Annotated in this window: 18 protein-coding genes; 9 read left to right on the top strand and 9 right to left on the bottom strand. The window is 36.1% G+C overall.

From position 1 onward, the window contains the following. The first annotated feature begins 176 nt into the window (after window positions 1-176). Window positions 177-785 (top strand): hypothetical protein, encoded by a 609-nt coding sequence (locus RCG17_RS02340; RefSeq protein ID WP_308173674.1) that lies wholly within the window; start codon window positions 177-179, stop codon window positions 783-785. An 87-nt stretch (window positions 786-872) separates the two neighbouring features. Here RCG17_RS02340 and RCG17_RS02335 read toward each other — a convergent pair whose 3' ends face one another. After that, window positions 873-1,973: a carboxypeptidase-like regulatory domain-containing protein gene (locus RCG17_RS02335; RefSeq protein WP_308173673.1), complete on the bottom strand. Its 1,101-nt coding sequence runs from the start codon at window positions 1,971-1,973 to the stop codon at window positions 873-875. A 19-nt stretch (window positions 1,974-1,992) separates the two neighbouring features. Beyond that, complete coding sequence (locus tag RCG17_RS02330) at window positions 1,993-3,702, bottom strand: pyrroloquinoline quinone-dependent dehydrogenase (protein ID WP_308173672.1); 1,710 nt, start codon at window positions 3,700-3,702, stop codon at window positions 1,993-1,995. A 142-nt stretch (window positions 3,703-3,844) separates the two neighbouring features. On the opposite strand from RCG17_RS02330, the gene RCG17_RS02325 reads away from it, so the two are divergent. Continuing rightward, on the top strand, window positions 3,845-4,246 hold the full coding sequence (locus RCG17_RS02325) for a cupredoxin domain-containing protein (RefSeq protein ID WP_308173671.1): 402 nt from the start codon (window positions 3,845-3,847) through the stop codon (window positions 4,244-4,246). Between the two features lie 331 nt (window positions 4,247-4,577). Here RCG17_RS02325 and RCG17_RS02320 read toward each other — a convergent pair whose 3' ends face one another. The 4 genes from RCG17_RS02320 to RCG17_RS02305 form a co-directional block, all read right to left on the bottom strand. Further along, window positions 4,578-5,447 (bottom strand): nuclease-related domain-containing protein, encoded by an 870-nt coding sequence (locus RCG17_RS02320; protein ID WP_308173670.1) that lies wholly within the window; start codon window positions 5,445-5,447, stop codon window positions 4,578-4,580. A 383-nt stretch (window positions 5,448-5,830) separates the two neighbouring features. Then, window positions 5,831-6,007 carry a hypothetical protein gene (locus RCG17_RS02315; protein ID WP_308173669.1) on the bottom strand — a complete coding sequence of 59 codons (177 nt, stop codon included), beginning with the start codon at window positions 6,005-6,007 and terminating at the stop codon, window positions 5,831-5,833. 176 nt (window positions 6,008-6,183) lie between these two features. Then, window positions 6,184-6,402: a hypothetical protein gene (locus tag RCG17_RS02310; protein ID WP_308175752.1), complete on the bottom strand. Its 219-nt coding sequence runs from the start codon at window positions 6,400-6,402 to the stop codon at window positions 6,184-6,186. Between the two features lie 79 nt (window positions 6,403-6,481). Next, window positions 6,482-7,306 (bottom strand): cobalamin-binding protein, encoded by an 825-nt coding sequence (locus RCG17_RS02305; RefSeq protein WP_308173668.1) that lies wholly within the window; start codon window positions 7,304-7,306, stop codon window positions 6,482-6,484. 187 nt (window positions 7,307-7,493) lie between these two features. Here RCG17_RS02305 and RCG17_RS02300 point away from each other — a divergent pair, with 187 nt between their 5' ends. After that, a complete protein-coding gene (locus RCG17_RS02300; RefSeq protein ID WP_308173667.1) occupies window positions 7,494-8,036 on the top strand; it encodes a DUF1697 domain-containing protein in 543 nt (180 codons plus the stop codon). Between the two features lie 75 nt (window positions 8,037-8,111). Here RCG17_RS02300 and RCG17_RS02295 read toward each other — a convergent pair whose 3' ends face one another. Then, window positions 8,112-8,765 carry a DsbA family oxidoreductase gene (locus tag RCG17_RS02295; protein WP_308175751.1) on the bottom strand — a complete coding sequence of 218 codons (654 nt, stop codon included), beginning with the start codon at window positions 8,763-8,765 and terminating at the stop codon, window positions 8,112-8,114. Window positions 8,766-9,044: 279 nt separating this feature from the next. Between RCG17_RS02295 and RCG17_RS02290 the strand changes: the two genes are divergently transcribed. Then, window positions 9,045-9,413: a Gp49 family protein gene (locus tag RCG17_RS02290; RefSeq protein WP_308173666.1), complete on the top strand. Its 369-nt coding sequence runs from the start codon at window positions 9,045-9,047 to the stop codon at window positions 9,411-9,413. 90 nt (window positions 9,414-9,503) lie between these two features. On the opposite strand, the gene RCG17_RS02285 is transcribed toward RCG17_RS02290, so the two are convergent. After that, window positions 9,504-10,691 carry an amidohydrolase gene (locus tag RCG17_RS02285; protein ID WP_308173665.1) on the bottom strand — a complete coding sequence of 396 codons (1,188 nt, stop codon included), beginning with the start codon at window positions 10,689-10,691 and terminating at the stop codon, window positions 9,504-9,506. A gap of 98 nt (window positions 10,692-10,789) precedes the next feature. After that, window positions 10,790-11,254: a low molecular weight protein-tyrosine-phosphatase gene (locus RCG17_RS02280; RefSeq protein ID WP_308173664.1), complete on the bottom strand. Its 465-nt coding sequence runs from the start codon at window positions 11,252-11,254 to the stop codon at window positions 10,790-10,792. 153 nt (window positions 11,255-11,407) lie between these two features. On the opposite strand from RCG17_RS02280, the gene RCG17_RS02275 reads away from it, so the two are divergent. From RCG17_RS02275 to RCG17_RS02255, 5 genes are all read left to right on the top strand, one after another. Next, complete coding sequence (locus RCG17_RS02275; RefSeq protein ID WP_308173663.1) at window positions 11,408-11,833, top strand: DUF5661 family protein; 426 nt, start codon at window positions 11,408-11,410, stop codon at window positions 11,831-11,833. 196 nt (window positions 11,834-12,029) lie between these two features. Next, entirely contained in the window at window positions 12,030-12,161 is a 132-nt protein-coding gene (locus RCG17_RS02270; RefSeq protein ID WP_308173662.1) for a hypothetical protein, read from the top strand. Beyond that, window positions 12,158-12,763 carry a hypothetical protein gene (locus RCG17_RS02265; protein WP_308173661.1) on the top strand — a complete coding sequence of 202 codons (606 nt, stop codon included), beginning with the start codon at window positions 12,158-12,160 and terminating at the stop codon, window positions 12,761-12,763. Before RCG17_RS02270 ends, RCG17_RS02265 begins: the two co-directional genes overlap by 4 nt. Before the next feature lie 218 nt (window positions 12,764-12,981). Further along, a complete protein-coding gene (locus RCG17_RS02260; protein WP_308173660.1) occupies window positions 12,982-13,497 on the top strand; it encodes a hypothetical protein in 516 nt (171 codons plus the stop codon). Between the two features lie 76 nt (window positions 13,498-13,573). Next, entirely contained in the window at window positions 13,574-13,951 is a 378-nt protein-coding gene (locus RCG17_RS02255; RefSeq protein ID WP_308173659.1) for an alpha/beta fold hydrolase, read from the top strand. Window positions 13,952-13,989: the final 38 nt, after the last annotated feature.

Genomic DNA, 13,989 nt, shown 5'->3' with positions numbered 1-13,989 from the left:
AAGGTTAGGAAGTCTTTTTAGAATTATGGGGGTAGGGGGATTTATTCTTGATAGATTCCATTATAAGGCAGGCAACAGAAGTTAAGTCTTAAATATTTATATACCCCCATAAAACATTTTAAGGTGGTCGAATTATGTTAATGCGATTCTACATAAATAGACACGAGGGGAAAAATATGAATAAAGCAACGATAGGAGCCCTTGCAATGGTGTTAGTGGGATCTGTTACATTTTCATTCACCAATGCCTTGTTAACCAATCATTCTACTAAAAAAGTTCAAACACATTCCACTACTAATTTAGGAGATCAAAAATTAGTAGATGGCACCAACCAAACAGACAAAACAGTGACTGATTCAACTCCAACACAGAATGGAAATGATATCCAAACTACAGATTCTCTTACTACATCTGTTAACCAAGCCGAACTTAGTAATGAAAATGTGAGTGAACAACCGATAGCAGTAAATCAAAACAATACGTTGAAAATAAGCTCCCCGTCACCAAGTTCCAATACAAATGCATCAACTATTACCACCACACCGAAGACCAATACCCCTTCAACGGGAACAACAAGCACGAAACAAACTGTTTCTTCGGCACCAACGACGAATATAAATACTGCTCCTTCAACACCAACTAGTAATGTCCCAGTGACTACGACTGCACAGGCGACCTCAACAGCAACTTCACCAACAACCAGGACAACCAACCGTGGACAACAAGTGGCTCAAGCTGCGAAAGAAAAGGCTGCGAGCCAACAGAATAAAAAAGTTACTAACTAAATTTGAAATAGTACAATAAAGCCCTAGGGAATTCCCTGGGGCTTTATTGTTTTATAAACACAGATTAAATTTAAGTATTAATGAGGGTCAGTTACTACTATTACTCCCTATCGCTTGAATATGAGCAGGGTCTGTATTTTTCGGTTGTGGAATAAAACTAGAATCTACGATATCACCTGACTTTTTACCTTCTTCCAAGAATTTAGAATAACTGACTTCGAAAAAGGTAGGATGTTGATCCCAAGCTGCCTTTGGAAGAGTTAAAACAAAAGACCCGTTAGGTTTGGGTATGGAAATGGTGTAAGATTCATTCTTACTCACATTCACACCAATTAAAGTCCCTTTATAAAGGGCACCGGGAGCTGTGTTTGTAACCAGTGTGGGCGGCTTATCCGTGATAATGGTTCCATCTCTTGGGAGTGTCACATCAATATTGACACTTACTCTATCCTGGAAATTAAAGACTTTGTATTCCGGAAGGGTATAATTTTTACCATCATAATGAACATAGAAATAATGATCTGTGTCTGCATCCGGCAAATAATACAAGGTGTAATTCCCGTTTTGATCACTAGGTGTTGACAGGCTGAAGCCTTCTACACCATCACGCCGAAGGTTTACAACAGCACCTTGAACAGGGTGGCCATCCGCATCTTTTACAGTGCCGCCAACTTTATATTTATCTGGCGTAAAATTAGGATATTTTTCACCTTTTTTTATTTGGGCATGGGCATAAACGTCAACCAAATTTTTATCCGTCGCATTTGTTTTCACTTTTTCAATTTTAATCGGATATTCAACGGATATATCCTTTTTTAATGATAATAAAGATTTTTTTGTGTTCTGCTCCACATTTTTACCATTGATTTTAGCTTGATCTGAATTAATGGTATGAATGGACATGCTCCCGAGAATATTGCGATTCACGGTAAAATAAAATTCCCCCTGGTTGTCGGTTGTCACAATCCGACCATTAATTTGAAGTTTTACCCCAACAACCGGCTGGTGATCAGATATAATTTTACCAGTCACATGGGCAGTATGAGAACCATCTACCTGCCAGTTCATAAAAGAGAAGTCGCTTCTATTAAAAGTAAGTGAAACATTTGTCTGTGTGGATTGACTGTTGCAAGCACTTAGAACAAAAAGAATGAGGGAACAGACAGTAATCAGATATATTTTCTTCATTTATTTTTACTTCTTTCCCTTATTTTTTTGCTTCCGGGCTAGTGTTTGTTCCTGCCCCATTTGCTTGTGCTTGGGTTTTATCTCCGCCGATCGCAAAGACAAATATTTGTGGATCTTTGCCAGCTGAAGTAATCATGACGTATTCTTTCCCGCCTTTGGTAAAGAGAGTTGGTGCCGCAGAAATTGTATTACCCGTAGTTTGGAAGGACCAAAGCTCTTTTCCTGTCGCTGTTTCTAACGCTTTTACTTTACCTCCTAATTCACCATAGAAGGTAAGTCCAGATTTGGTACTTGTTAACCCGCCGCGCATTGGGTCATCCGTCTGAATTTGCCATTTGATTTTGCCATCATTTAAATCGACTGCAGTGATACGGCCAAATGCTTTAATGTCTGTTGGCATCGCAAATGTTGTACCCATGGTAAGGGCGCCGAAAAATCCGCCATTTGCTTTCACATCTGCCTCATTATTTGCCGATTTGTAAATACCAGGCTGTTCGATTGATGGAATTAAATCAAGATTACTGGCAGGATCAAAAGTATCCGGAGCATAGTTTTGACCGCCTAGAACGCCTGGATAAACCATGACACCGGAAGGAGTTGGTTCCGGGTGAGCAATTTTGCCAAAGGCAACATTTGTATAAATTGGCTTGCCAGTTTTGGCATCATAGGCGAACCATTCAGATCCTTTGGTCCCAACCGTTACTACTTTTTGTTCTTTTCCATTCACTTTCGCTGTAACAATGGTAGGTGAGTCAGCGGTGTCGTAATCCCAGAGGTCATGACCTTGCTGCTGTTGTTCCCAAATGATTTTACCTGTATTAATATCGAGTGCTATGACTGAGTCGGTATGCGGATTTGCACCAGGACGTTGGGCACCATAGAAATCCGGTGCTGGATTCGCTACAGATATATACATCATTCCTGTATCAGAATCCATACTTGCTGGCATCCACACAGTTCCACCGCCGCCAAAGTGGCCATCCTTTAACCAGTCTTCACCTTTTGGCGGAACGGTCCAGAATGGTTGATCCCAAGCAGGTGTTAAATCTTCTGCATTAAAGACAGTGAAAAAGCCGCGGACTCCATTATCAGAACCAGCGCTGCCAATTAGTAATTTTCCCTTATAGTAGACGGGTACGGATGATTCATAATAACCGTTTTCGGCTGTAATATCAGGATAAAAATCACTTAAATGAACAAACTTAACGGTTTGGCCAGTTTTGGCATCTATGGATACAAGTCCATTATCGGCTGTTAACATATAAACTTTGCCGTTGCCAACTGACACTCCGCGGTTTGTGCCGGCCATGCCTGTTTTTGTAATTTTATCAGTCACATCTTGAGGCGGAGCCCATTCCCAAATTTGTTTTCCTGTTACAGCATCAAATGCAAAAACAAAGTTATTACTGGTTGTTACATAGGCAACGCCATCAACGACGACAGGAAAACTTTGATTCCCATTTGGAACATTTTTATCGAGGTCTTTAAATTTTTGGCTCCATACAAGTCCTAAATCTTTTACATTACTTTTTGTTATTTGAGAGAATGGAACGTTGCGGGACAAGCCGTAATCATAGCCAAACGTATTCCAGTTTCCATTGGTGACTTTCGTTTGTTTCGCTTGATTTTTTGCTTGATTAGTAGTTTTGGTAGCATTATTTGCTGAACATGCTCCTAAAATGAGAGTAGTTGCAAGAATAGCAGAACCATATTTCATTTTTTTATTCATATGGAATCCCCCCTTTTATACACACTTATGAAAACGCATTCTCTTTTATTACTATTATTTCGAGTTTGAAAATTTTTTAACATATATTTGTAGCATGATGAAATATATATTTTAGTGATATAAAAATTAGGAGGAATAAGAGATGCATAGAAAAATTTCACTGTTATTCTTAGCTGTATTAATGGTTGTTTCTTTAGCTGCCTGTGGTTCAAGTAATAAAACGGCTGATACTCCAAAAACAAAACCAGCAACAACACAACCTACAACGACACAACCGGCACCAAAAACGTCCGATCAAAAAAATACAACGGAAGAAATTAAACCCACTGGAAAAACAGTTGAAATAACGGTAACGGCAAAAAGTTTTGAATTTGATAAAAAAGAAATCGATGTTCAAGCAGGTGATAAGGTAGTTATTCATCTTGTCAATGCCGACGGAGCACATGGTTTTGCCATAGATGAATTTGGCGTGAATCTTAAAGGGGGGAGACCGCAACATTTGTTGCCAATAAAAAGGGTGAATTCCAATACTATTGTTCCTTAATGTGCGGGGTTGGTCATGATAAAATGATAGGGAAGTTAGTCGTACAATAAAAAAAGTCATTCTAGGCTGAGTAAATCAGTCTAGAATGACTTTTTTTAATCTTCATCTTCCATATTCAAAGCATAATAAAGGATTTCCGAAATGACACCAACCGCATTTAGGTATTCATATTTTTCTAAATCATGTTTTTCCATATTTTGTCTCCCCTTTCTTTTTACCATCTTATGAAAGCGCATCCGAAAATAGTATGGACAACATCATATTTTCTAAACTTCCTTAGAAAAATAGCAAGTAAAACGAGTAAAGAGAGGAGTTGCAATTCCTCTCTTTGTTAATGGTAATGTGCGCTTTCAATCAGGTCTTTTATATTTTTAAGCTGAAATGCGCCATATATTCTTTTTTGCGATGCAAGCTCATTGATAAAAAACTTTTGCAGCTGTTCTTTTGCAGTAAACCGTTTGACAACACTGTTATCCGACCAATCATGCAGCTCTTTGTCCTTTTCATTGAAAAATACCAAGGTATTGATCCATGTTTCAATTTCTTGCCTTTTTAAAAAATTTGCTAGGGTGACGGCATTCTGTTGGACCTGATTTATTGGATTTTCACAAGTTTTTACCGTTATTGTACCCGAATCATCTTTATCAAAGATAAGCGTTTCCTCTTTTTCACTGTCCAATAGTTCTGCTAAAAATAAAAACCGATGGCTGCTCTGTCTCGTTAATCCTAATACGATGTGGCCTTTCCAGTCTTTCGTATCGATTACATATATACCAGTAGGTAAAAGAATGATGTGATCAATTTGCTGGGTATTCCCATCATAATCAGGGATAAAAATGTTAGGCATAATCATCATTTCATCCGGTGATATGATTCTTTCCCTTAACAAATTGGATTTGAAATCTTCCAATATCTGGTGAGTAGCAATCTCTCCTTGGTTTCGATAATTTTTTCGTATATCTTCATTTTCAATCATTAGCTTTTCTATTTCTCGTTTGTAAGAATCAGATAATCGTATTACATCTTCATCAAATTTCGCCGCTGCCGTTTCTAATGAAGCTTTTTGTAATTCTTTTATAGCGGCTAACTCTTGATAATGATCGTTTCTCATTTCTTTATGTTGAGCCTTTTCCTTATATACGATAAAAGCTAACCAAGCAACACACGCAGCAAGAAAAATAGAAATAATTAACAGAATCATATGTATTCTCCTTTTACAGGTTTTTTTCAATAATCAATCGATGTCAGAATGGCTGCCTCTTGAAATGAGATTTCTCATTGCAAGATATGAATATCTTACTTATGTGGTTAATTATAAAATATATGTTGACAAAAAACGAAGAGAATAGAGTTGAATTAAAAAAATGGTAAATTAATACTACTAAGATTAAAAAGTTTTATCGATGGTATACTGCGTTGTAAATCACTGGTTTGAGTGATTTATGGAATGTATATACGTTACTAAAATACGTTTTGCAAAAAATAAAAGAATCTAGTAATCAAGCATAATTAAGCCGGGATCACTAGATTCTATTTTTATTAGATTTATTGGCGGAATTTTATATGTAAAAAATCCAATTGAGATTAGTTTTTTCTCTTTAATGACCCTACACAAGAGATTGAAATCCAAATTGAGACAATAAAGGATAGTATCCCTGCAATTTCATTACTAAACCGATCGTTGTTATCAATAAACAAAGCATACGTGCCATAGCTAAAACTTAAAAAAATGATGAACAAATCAATAGTAGAAATCTTCATTTTCTTCACTCCTTGCATACTTAATTATAGTCAAATTTTAGGGCAATACCAGAATTTTTTTTCTATAAATAAAGTGTAGTAGGAGAAATATGTAATTAGAAAAAGGAGCAAGTCCCCCAATCAAATAATTGGGGGACTTGCTCCTTTTCATGTATTAACGAATCCATTTTTATTATCTAATATTCTTCATTTCTCATCATTGATGCGATATATTCGTGCAACTTATCTTCTTCATAATCATTAAGTTCCCTCATCGGAATAACGGTTAACTGTTCAGGATCATTTCCCCGTACTTCTGCAATTAAATATTCATTTAAGTAAACATTAAAGGCTGGTTCATTTTCATGCGAACTTTCAATCGATTCTTTATGAAAATTTGGCTTTTTTTCTTCCATCAACAATAAACCTCCTGTCCATTAATTATCCACTTGTTAATCTTTCCAATTTTTTAAGAAAGTATGAAAAGAAAATAGTTTACTTAAGTGGTTGGAGTAACAAGTCTTCATCCTCGTTAAATTTTGGATATATATCGGGATGCAGGAGGTATCCTATTTTAGACAAACCGTTCAAAAGACGGGGTGATGGTCGGCAAAAAAGAGGTTCATCTAGAATATATAACCGATTGTTTTTGACCGCATCCATTTGCGGCCAGCCAGGACGTTTTAGGATGAGCTTTGGATTAACTTTATCTTTTGGAACTCCTACCCACACAACACATATCACATCTGGATTTCTAGATTTTACATCTTCCCAATCCGTTTGAACGCTTTCAACCGCTTTGTCTTCAAAAATATTTCGTCCGCCGGCAAGCCTGCTGATCTCTGTTAGCCAGTTATGGGCACCTGGTGTGAAAATGGGCTTAGCCCACCATTCCCAATAAATGGTTTTGTGTGTAGCTGCTTGATGGCTTAAAGAGTCGTAGTATTGAAGAATATGAGTGAATTTTTCATACAGCTGGTATGCTTTTTCTTCTGTTTTTGTAGCTTTTCCAACAAATAATATACATTCCCCGACATCTTGTAAGGTCTGTGGGTTGGGAACAATAACAAATGGAATCTTGCGTTTTTCTAGCTCCTTAATATTGCGCTCCATCCCTGGAACCGATAGGGAGGCCAAAACCAAATCAGGCTTTAGTTCTTCCACCTTGTCCATATTGATGTCCAAGTCTGGCCCTAATCTTGACAATTCTTTGGTTTCTATGGGCCAATCTGAATAATCATCAACTCCGATTAGTGATGTGGTTAACCCCAAATAGGCAATAAATTCCGTATTACTTGGACAAATGGAAATTAATCTCAATTAAATACCCCCTATATAGTTAATTTCATGTCTAAGTCGAAAGGAATAACTGTCAATGATGAAAAAATATGAGTAATTAGTAGTATAATTTTTACCAAAGCTTGAGTTACAAAGAGCTTTAAGAACATATTAACTTGTATAAACTTATCAATACAAATGAAAAGATCAATTATTGGAAGGTGCTTAAATGACAGTCTATATTGCCTTGTTAAGGGGAATTAATGTTGGAGGCAACAATATTATCAAAATGCAGGACTTGAAAAACTTATTACTGAATGGCGGCTTAGAAAATGTAAGTACATATATTCAAAGCGGGAATATTGTCTTTCAATCAGAAAGAAGTGCTGATCAGGTACAAATCATAATTGAGCAAGAAATCAAAAATAAATACGAATATTCAATCAGTGTTATTGTCAGAACAGCATCTGAATGGGAGGGGATTATGAAGGCTTGTCCCTATCCAACAGATTCATTGGGAGAAGGGGAAAGTGTACACTTAATCCTTCTGGGAAAAGAGGTCTCTAAAGAAAGATCAGAACAATTGCTCCAATTTCAAAGTGATACTGAAAAATGCTTCATTAACCGTAAAGAAGTTTATCTCCATTTACGCATAAGTATTCTAGATTCGAAGATCACAAAACAGCTTCCCAAATTAGGTGTTCAAATGACCTCACGAAATTGGAAGACGATCAAAAAGATTGAATCGATGGTGCTGAAGCAGACTCAATAGCATCTGCAATGTTAAAAAGAACTAGTCTAACATTCCTTTCGGGACATGGAGACTAGTTCTTTTTAATCTTGGTTTTTACTTCTTAGGAAGTTCGCAACCATCGTCATCACAAATGGCACCATCTTGGTTATTTAAAATGATGACTTCATCTTCAGCGATCACTTTCTTTAATGCTTGAACAAACATATCCGTTGGTTGTGCACCGGTAAGGGCGTATTTTTTATTAATAAGGAAGAAGGGGACACCTGTAATGCGGTACTGCTGTGCTGTTTGCTCATCAGCACGAACAGCATCAGCCATCTCATCGCTAGCAAGCATTTTTTCAACGATTTCTCGGTTTAAGCCTACTTCTACTGCCAAATCCGTTAATGTTGCATGGTCCCCAATGTGTTTGGATTCGGTAAAATACGCTCGTAAAATCCTTTCGGTCATTTCCTTCATTAAACCTTGTGTTTTTGCATACATGGTCAAACGGTGAGCATCAAAGGTATTCGTTAATATTTGCGTATCCATATGGTATTCTAGCCCAGATTCCTTTGCCATTTGAACCATACGCTCTGTATTTGCCTTGGCTTGAGCAATGCTCATGCCATATTTCTTAGCGAGACTTTCATATACATTTTCTTTTACATCTCGTTCCTTTGTTGGATCCAATTCGAAACATCGATATGTCACTTCAATCGGATGGTCAAGCTGCTTGATAGCGTCCTCCAGACGCCTTTTGCCAATATAGCAGAAAGGTCAAGCAAAATCCGTCCACATTTCAATTTGCATGTTAATCCCTCCAGTTGATTATTCTCCTATAGTATAGGGGCAAAACTTGTAATTTACACACAATTTGATTTGGTAAAGCTACCGGGAATAGCAAATAGCATTTCAAATTAATCTAAATCTAATCTAAATCTAATTCTAACAAAATGATGGGTTGGAATATGTTATGGATGAGGATTGAATTTTCCAGATCGCCATTAATTAGAGGAAGGGTATCTGAAAAGGGGAGGTTCTAGTATGTTCATTGATAGCATTTGTCCTAAATGCGGAGAAATCAATCATGTTGAATATAAAGGGGAAAAAATTCTCACCGTTACATGTAAAAATTACCATATGTACGATCATATACTCATGCCACTTCCAAAGAAAGTTAGGATTAAAGATGATAAACGAATGAAATTAGAAGACATGATTGTTGAAAAAAAATTCCATAGAATGAGCGATAAAACAGTAATCTGTCTGCTGATTTTTAATAATGGTTACGAAGTAGAAGGCCGTGCCACTGTAAAAGATGAAAAAGCTTTCCATTTAGTAGTTGGAAAAGACATATCCTATGAACACGCACTAAAAAGGGCAATGGTGGCGTTGGGGCCGTTAATAACATAGTAAATCGTATTTTAGTAGTTTTAAAGAAAAAGCCTCGCTAAACTAAAAACCCCTGCACGTTCGTGGCAGGAGTTTTTTTATGCGAAAGCATTAATCTAAATCGTAATAGCCACAAACAACTTGGCCGACTGCTTTGGCAGCCACTAAAAGGGCATCTTCATCAATATCGAATTTTGGATTGTGATTGAAGTATGGTTTTTCTACTCCTTTTGGTGTGCAGCAAATATAGAAGAAACATGCTGGGAATTTTTTTGCATAGTGTGCAAAGTCTTCTGATGGAGACATTTTTGGAAATACCTTTACCTCTGTGATGTCTTTATTATTGGCATTTTGCAAAAATCCCGCCACCATCTTTGTCACTTCTGGATCATTATATAATGGCGGATAATCTGGTGTATAGGTGAGTTCACATGTTACATTAAATTCTTGCTCAACACCTTTGACAATGCGGCGAATTTCTTGTTCAATTAATGCACGTGTTTGATCAGTCATGGCACGGACATCGCCTTCGAGAACAACGCTGTCTTTAATCACATTGAATGTACCTTTTCCATCAAATGAACCGATTGTAATTACGCCCATATCAAATGGGTTTAAGCGGCGGCTGACGACCGTTTGAACAGCCGTTACAAAATGCGCACCCGCTACAATGGCATCATTTGCTAAATGAGGAGAAGAACCATGTCCGCCTGTACCTTGAATTTTTAATTTAAAGTAGGCGCGTCCTGGGAATACGTAACCGCTGTTATAACCGACAACACCTGCTGGTCCAAGCGGCAGTAAATGGATCCCGAAAATATGATCTAAATCATCCAGTAAACCAGATTTTATCATCCCAATTGCTCCACCAGGCGGTACCTCTTCAGCAGGCTGATGAATAATTTTTATCGTACCAGGAATTTCATCCTTAAGTTGGATTAAGCAGTCAGCAAGAATCATTAGGTATGCGGTATGTCCATCATGAGCGCAAGCATGCATAACACCTGGATTTTTTGATTTAAATGGCACATCTGTTTCTTCAAAAATGGGAAGGGCATCGAAATCAGCACGGAGCCCGATTGTTTTTCCTGGTTTTCCACCTGTAATGGTAACGATGATGCCATGACCGCCGCCAACATTGGTTTGAACTTTGACATCTTTACCCTGATAAAACGCTTCAATATATTTGCTTGTGTTTACTTCTTGAAAGGATAATTCAGGGTTCTCATGAAGATATCGGCGAATTTGAATGATTTCTTCTTTTCGGTCTTCTAACATTTTCATTAACTGTTCTTTCATATCTATTTACCTCCAATGGTTTATTGTGTCATTTGGAAGGTACATTGATACGCACGGAAATGTATCAATATGGTAACTGAAATGATTGATCATCATGATTAAATGTTGTTTTCGTTGCGTATTTTCTCCAATAATGCTCGGCAGCCCTCTGAAACAAGCCTGTAGGTTTCATCAAAATCGCCCGTGTAATAAGGGTCAGGCACATCTCTATTATGTTTGGTCAAATCGAGCAGACGAATGATTTTAGGGTGATTTGGCTTGCCGGTAATCTTATAAATATTCTTTTTATTGCTTTCGTCCATACCGATCAAATAGTCGAATTTATCGAAGTCATCCTTTGTCAATAGACGTCCGATCAGCCCGTCGACAGAAATCTTGTATTTGTTTAGAATCCCGAGAGTTCCTTTATGCGGAGGGTCTCCGATATGCCATGAACCTGTTCCGGCGGAATCAACTGCTATTTTTTCGTTCAAATTTTCTTTTTTCAATAAGTCTCGAAACAAAGCTTCTGCCATTGGTGAACGGCAAATATTTCCCAAACAAACAAATAAAACGTTAACCATATCTTTAACTCCTTTTACATATCTGGTGATTAGTTTACTTATTAGTATTAGTTAAGTAAAGGTAAAATCAATCTATATAAAACAAATCATACATGCTCATAAAAGGGTAACAAACATAAATTGTGAATAATTACCTTTTAGGAGTGATTAATCTTGTACTACTTTTATAACCCACTTATGAATCCATTCATTAACAGCTATCCTAATGTTCAGGACTATAGACGTCAGCCAAAGTATAACTATAACGAAAATTTACTTAATACATTTCCAAATAGGTTTAAAACGAATATAAAAGCAAACCAAAACCCAGTCAAAGCTAGTTTTTCAAAAGAGGAAGCAGCAGCAATCGCTTTATTAATGGGTATTGACTTTACTAAAAATAAGTTTGATTTAAATGAATTTTGGATGGGGGTGAATGTTGAACTTGAACATGGAAGAAGAGACAGTCGAACAAATGTAACTGGCGATGACCCAATTCTGACTGGGAAAATTGCCTGGGCACATCTTAACGAGTTTCCCGATTATTATAAAAGATTAAAAGTGCTCGAAGATGAAGCAAAGGCATATTGGAAAAAATAAGCATGTTTTGAAGCAGATGAACCGAGAGCCTTCCACACAGGAGCCTCTCGGTTTTTTTACGAAAGTGTGGCTTTTGTCCCTTTTCTAATATGAATAAATGAGTAAACTATAGGTTGAAGTTGAAAAAAGCATGAAAACGACAATTTTTATCAAAATGCGATATAATGATAAAAAATTTTTTTGAGGTGTATAGGAATTGGACTTTTATTCAGATCATCAAACAGAAAAAGGGAATGACGAAGAAGATAAAGACAAAGATTACCCTTCTAGATTAGAAGCAAAAAGGGCAGAGAGAGAAAAAGAGATAATAAAAGGTTTATGGGCATGAAAAAAGCAGATGATGAGGGCGAAGCGGAACAAAATAAGCCAACCAGATCCAAATCCAGATCGTCAACAAAGAAATTGAAAGTTAAGATGCCAAAGGTAAAAATAGTTTTAAAGATTATTGCTGTAGTCGCTGTATTTTTAAACTTCAGATTCTTATTGAACTTTATGAAAGATCCTATTAGCACGTTTTATCATACTTTAATTGTGGTTGGTATATGTGTGGCGATTAATTTTATTGCAGTCTGGATTCTGTTTCATAAAAGTACATTTATAAGATTTTATCTTTCCTTATTTGCCATTTTAGGATCGTTTGGGTATTACTTTTACATAAATTACTCGAATCAAACCTTCTTAGGGAATAATCTAATAAGTTCAGTACTAATGATTCTTTCCGTTTTAATGGCTGTAAATCCGAAAGTAAATTATTATTTGAAAAGCTTCATATTTTTAGTAGTACCTGTAATTGGAATCTACTTGAGTGGCAATCATTTTGCTCTTGTATGGACACTGATGTTTAACGCAGGATTGATCCTATTATTTAGAGTGTCAAAATTAAACGAAAAGGAAGTTCGTACAAAAAGAAGAGAAAAGCAATCAGCATAATAATTTTGTAGAGTTTAAGAGTGTGTTAAAAAAGTTTCATCCATTTCATTCTTCTAACAATTTTCACTTATGGTAGATTTTAGATTGTTTCGCAATTATATTTTATGATTAGATAAAAGCTGCAGTACCGTTTTTGGTACTGGAGCTTTTCTTTTAAGATCTGTATTTTTTGCATAAAAATGATCGTTTAAATTGAAAATGAAAGATGGTTAAAGAGAATGTTTAGGATATTACAAACTGCTTATTATAATGGTGAAGAAGTTACTGTTCATGGCTATAACAAACTTACTAAGATATATACTGTTTATAATGAAAAAAGAGATAAGACCTATATGCTTAAGGAAAATGAACTTTCATTATCTCCAGCAAAAACGGATACTAAAGAAGTGAGGGACAGCAATCATGTAAATGCTCTTCAAGATTCGAAAACGGATCATTCTTTAGATGAAGGATATAAAGCAAGGGAGGATCGATTAAAACCTATTAAAAAGGCACTTTCTAATTATATTGTTGAAGAAATCTGGGAAATGGTTGATTATCAAATTGCAAAAGTCTGTACGAAAAATAAAGAAATTTATTATGCCCCATTTTTAAATTACAAAATTCTCCCAAAGTTTGCCTTTACGTTTGACGATGCCGTTCTACTTTGTCTAGGATATAAATATGACAATGGACGTAGTGATTCTTTAGTTTATCTTCGAAGATTGCTCAATATGAATTATCGAAAAAAATAGAATTGGAGAGAGCTTTCATAGTTAAAGGTAATCTTCATTTATTCCATTTTATAAACAATTTTTTGTTCGCCTGGCATTGATTAATATTATTCGCAATAAAGCCTTTATCCAACGTTTTTTCTGTAACTGGTTTGTGGCCAAGGGAAATATTATTTCGGGGTACAATTTTGAACAATTTATATATGGAGTTTTTCATTATAAATATAATACAAAGCCAGTAATACCGGCCGTGATTCCAAAAGAAAAATTAAAAACCATTAAAGTCCCTGTTCTGATGCTGATGGGTGAAGAAGAAATTATCTATAATCCTATGAAAGCAGTGGCAAGTGCCAAAGAATGTATTCCACACATTGATGTTAAAATGATAGCGAATGCGAGCCATTGTTTATTCATAGAGAAAGCCGAACAAGTCAATCAATATATGGTAAATTTTTTAAGTGATCAAGAAAATTAACAATGATAAGCACAAAAATTAATTGAGCCTATTTAGAT

It is taken from the genome of Neobacillus sp. PS3-12 (assembly GCF_030915385.1).
GTDB lineage: Bacteria > Bacillota > Bacilli > Bacillales > Cytobacillaceae > JAEVLT01.
Note: the sequence above shows the minus strand (reverse complement) of the source record. Positions and strands in the feature narration are given on the sequence as shown.